Raw genomic sequence first — 3798 nt, 5'->3', positions numbered from 1 at the left:
GAGCCGGTGCCCGAGAACCGGAACCGGCCGTGTGCGAGGGCGGACGGTCCGCACCGGTGTCCTTGACGGGCTTCGCCTCGCGGCGCGGCACGTGACCGCTCGCGCGCTTCTCGGCAGGGCGGCGACCCGGACGCACCGCGGAGCGCTGCCGGGTCGGGGTTTCCTGCCGGACATCGGCCGCCGCCGCACGACGACGCCCCTCCTCCAGCCAGGACGCGGAGTTGAGCACCTTCTTGAACGCCTGGAGTTCTTCCCGCTGCTTCCTGGTCTCGCTGGGCGGCGCCTCGGCCACCTGGGACCAGGCCAGCGCGTACAGGCCGGTCGCCTCGGCCACCGCGTATCTCTCCACGGCACGCTGAAGGTCGAGGAGGATGTGGTTGAGGTTCCGGTGGAGACGAGCGACGTCCATGGCGGTACGCACGGGGCGCCCCGTGGTCCTGCGACGGAAGTCCGTCTGCCAGCTCGAGCCGCCGCTGAGACGTACCCGGTTCCGCGTCAAACCATCCCCCAACCAGTGACACGCTGTGCGGCTCGTCCGCGGTCCGGACGAGAGGACCGTTCCCCGTGACGTGACCCCCGCATACGCAAGCAACGCTAGAAGGGTGTGTTGGCACTGTCAACAGAGCGTAGGCTGAGAGTTGTTCGACTGTCACGGTTCCAGTCACTGAGCGGGCGCCGGTCATTGTGCTCGCGTCGCCCGCACCGACCCGCTGTGCCGGAAGGTGGTCGATGTGGATCGAGTGACACACGGTGCCGTGATTCGGCTATACCGTTCTGCTGGGACGTCAGCCGTGGGCTGACGTGGGGATGAGTTGGGGGGACGATGATCGACTACCGCAAGAAGGCAACCGTTCCGGTGTGGACACTGGCGACAGGTGACGTCCAGGTGCCGGCGGTGGCCGGGGACGGGCCGATGACGGCTGAGCGTCTGGCCGAACTGCGCGGTGTGCTGGCCGCGTTGGCCGACCGGCCGATCGCCATGCTCGAGGTGCATCCGCTGCCGGACAAGCTCGACCGCGGCCGGGGCATCTCGCTCGATGCCGCGAGTCCGCTGGCACAGCACCTGTCGCAGCTGATCACGCAGTCGGCGCGCGGTTCCGCCGCGGCGGCCAAGACGACGGCTGCCGGCGAGGGGCTGTACGTCATGGTGGTTCCGGCGAAGGTCGCCAAGCAGGTCGGTCAGGGCATCGTTCGTTCGATGTCGTCGAAGGCGGTGGCCGGTGGTATCCGCGGCCCCATCGTGGATTCGACGACGGGCAAGATCGTCGCCAACTCGACGTTCGTGCGGGTCGAAGGAGCGGCAGCGGCGGGCACGGTCGGCGGGGCCGGTGCGACCGCCGGTGCCGCGGCCGCCGGAGGCACGCTGCTCACCGTGGCCGCTCCGCTCGTGCTCATGGCCGTGGCGGTCGGGGTGAGCGCGCATGCCGACGCCAAGCGGCAGGAGGCCATCGCGCACATCACGGAACTGCTGGAGCAGCTTCAGGCGGACAAGCTCGACGACGAGCACAGCGCGCTCAACGGCTGCCGTCCCGCCATCGACAAGGCCACGGCCATCCTGCTCGACCAGGGCAAGCTCGGTGTCTCGCTGGGACTCGACTCGGCGGTGCACGCCATCGACACGGCACTGAGCAAGGCTGACATCCGCCTGGCCCGGTGGACGAGCGCGCTCGACCGGCTTCCCGACGGTGAGCCCGTCGAGATCGGCACGCTGACCGAGTCGTTCCCCGGCGTGGACGACCAGGGTGGCACGTTCCGCACCCACCTCGAACTGGCGGCCTTGGCCATCGCGTTGAAGCGGCGTGTCAACGTCCTCCAGGCGGTCGAGCAGGCCCAGAGCGAGCCCGACAACCTGTTCGAGAACTTCGCCCGCGCCCTCAAGGACGACGAGCGGCGTCTCGACGAGCTGGAGTCGGGCATCGCCAGGGTGCTGGTGCGCCTGTCGACACTGGAACTGGCACGCCCGAACGGTAAGCGCCCCGTCTTCACGACCGGTGAGGTCGACCGGCTCCTGCGCGCGGCGTACCAGATCCGCCGCCTGGGCGACGGCGTCGCACTCAACGGCCGCCCGACGGACGTGGCGATCGAGATCGCCCGCGACAGAGACGGCTCGGTGGTCGTGTTCCCCGCGCTGCCCGCGGAGGCGTAGGCGCGCGGGCTCCGGCTCCCCTCGGCCGGCGCCGTCACGTATCGACCGGCGCCGTCAGTACCGCCCGGACGGTCTTGCCGCTGGGTGGGTAGGGGACGCAGTCCCAGTGGTCGGCGAGGGCGGCGACGAGGGTCAGGCCGCGCCCGCCGGTGCGGAGCGCGTCGGGTTCGGTGTCCGCCGGGAGGGACCGCGGGATCAGGTCCCCGCGGGCGTCGCTGACTTCGACGCGGAGGCAGCTGACCGCCGGGTCGTAGGCGAGCGTGAGCCGGAAGCAGCGGCCGGGCACGCGGCCGTGGAGGACGGCGTTGGCGGCCAGCTCCGCGACGACGAGTTCGGCACGCTCCGTGAGGTCCGGCGGGGTGTCCCAGGAGTGCAGTTCGGTCACGGCGAGGAGCCGGGCGAGCCGGGCGCCGCGCCGCGTGGACGACAGCAGTTGCGTGAAGGTGCCGGTGGGGGAGCCGACTTGGGGTGTTGCGTGGTTCATGACGCCAGAGTGACGGTCGGGCGCTGGCGGGGGCGAGCACGGCACCCCGTACGCCGAGTCAGCGTACGGGCGCGGAGGGTGAGCGGTGCGTCGGTCTTTCGTCACGGTGTGTGGTGAGCGCGGGTGTGATGTCGACCGATGGCCGACCCTCTCGATCCGTGGTGGGCCGTCGCCCCGTTTCGACCGCTCGGGACGGACCCGGGCGTCCGCCGGAGGCTCGGTCGCCCGCCTTGGGTCAGTGGCCCACGTCACACCAGGCTCTTGTCAGCAATCGGGGCGCCGTCTCGTTCAAGGGGCACGCGAACGAGACAGGAGCAACGCCATGAAGCACCGCATCGTCGTCCTCGGCGCCGGATACGCCGGGGCCTTCGCCGCCGGAAACCTGGCCCGCCGACTCTCCCCCGCCGACACCGAGATCACCGTCGTCAACGCCGCGCCCGACTTCGTCGAGCGGATGCGGCTCCACCAGCTCGCGAGCGGTCAGGACGTCGCGTTCCGCAAGCTCGCCGACGTGTTCGCGGGCACCGGGGTGCGGCTGCGCCTGGCGCGCGTCACCGGCGTCGACCCCGGGCGCAGGACCGTCGCCGTGACCGGCGAGGACGGCGATGGCGAACTCGCGTATGACACCCTTCTCTACGCGCTCGGCAGCTCCGTAGCCCACCACGGCGTCCCCGGCGTGGCCGAGTACGCCTTCGATGTGACCGGCCGGTCCTCGGCTCTGCGTCTGCGCGAGCGCCTGGCCGGCCTGGGCGAGGGCGGCACTGTGCTGGTCGTCGGTGAGGGGCTGACCGGCATCGAGACCGCCACCGAGTTCGCCGAGTCCCGGCCCGACCTCTCGGTCGCGCTCGCCGCCCGCGGCGAGCTGGGCGCCTGGCTCTCCCCGAAGGCCCGCCGTCACCTGCGCCAGGCCTTCGACCGGCTCGGCATCACCGTCCACGAGCACACCGCCGTCGAAGCCGTCGAGCCGACACGGGCGATCGCCGCCGACGGCAGGTCCATCCCGGCCGACGTGACCGTGTGGTCGGCCGGGTTCGCCGTGCACCCCATCGCGACCGCCAGCGGCCTGGAGGTCGCCGAGACCGGCCAGATCGTCGTCGACCGCACCATGCGCTCGGTCTCGCACCCGGACGTCTACGCCGCCGGTGACTGCGCCTACGCGATCGGCGGG

At 71.6% G+C, this 3798-nt stretch carries 3 protein-coding genes and 1 pseudogene; 2 read left to right on the top strand and 2 right to left on the bottom strand.

All coding sequences use genetic code 11. From position 1 onward, the window contains the following. Positions 1-409 (bottom strand): hypothetical protein (locus tag RH94_RS42645; protein WP_234425593.1); only part of this gene is annotated, 409 nt, incomplete at its 3' end. Between the two features lie 414 nt (positions 410-823). Here RH94_RS42645 and RH94_RS07105 point away from each other — a divergent pair. Beyond that, positions 824-2146, top strand: a complete 1323-nt coding sequence (locus RH94_RS07105; protein ID WP_073946791.1) for a hypothetical protein — start codon at positions 824-826, stop codon at positions 2144-2146. Between the two features lie 34 nt (positions 2147-2180). Here RH94_RS07105 and RH94_RS07100 read toward each other — a convergent pair whose 3' ends face one another. Continuing rightward, positions 2181-2630 carry an ATP-binding protein gene (locus RH94_RS07100; protein ID WP_073946790.1) on the bottom strand — a complete coding sequence of 150 codons (450 nt, stop codon included), beginning with the start codon at positions 2628-2630 and terminating at the stop codon, positions 2181-2183. 322 nt (positions 2631-2952) lie between these two features. Here RH94_RS07100 and RH94_RS07095 point away from each other — a divergent pair. Then, positions 2953-3798 (top strand): annotated as a pseudogene (locus RH94_RS07095) (NAD(P)/FAD-dependent oxidoreductase); the annotation flags it as partial.

The organism is Streptomyces kebangsaanensis (assembly GCF_001906585.1).
Lineage (GTDB): Bacteria > Actinomycetota > Actinomycetes > Streptomycetales > Streptomycetaceae > Streptomyces > Streptomyces kebangsaanensis.
This window is presented reverse-complemented; position numbering and strand designations above follow the sequence as displayed.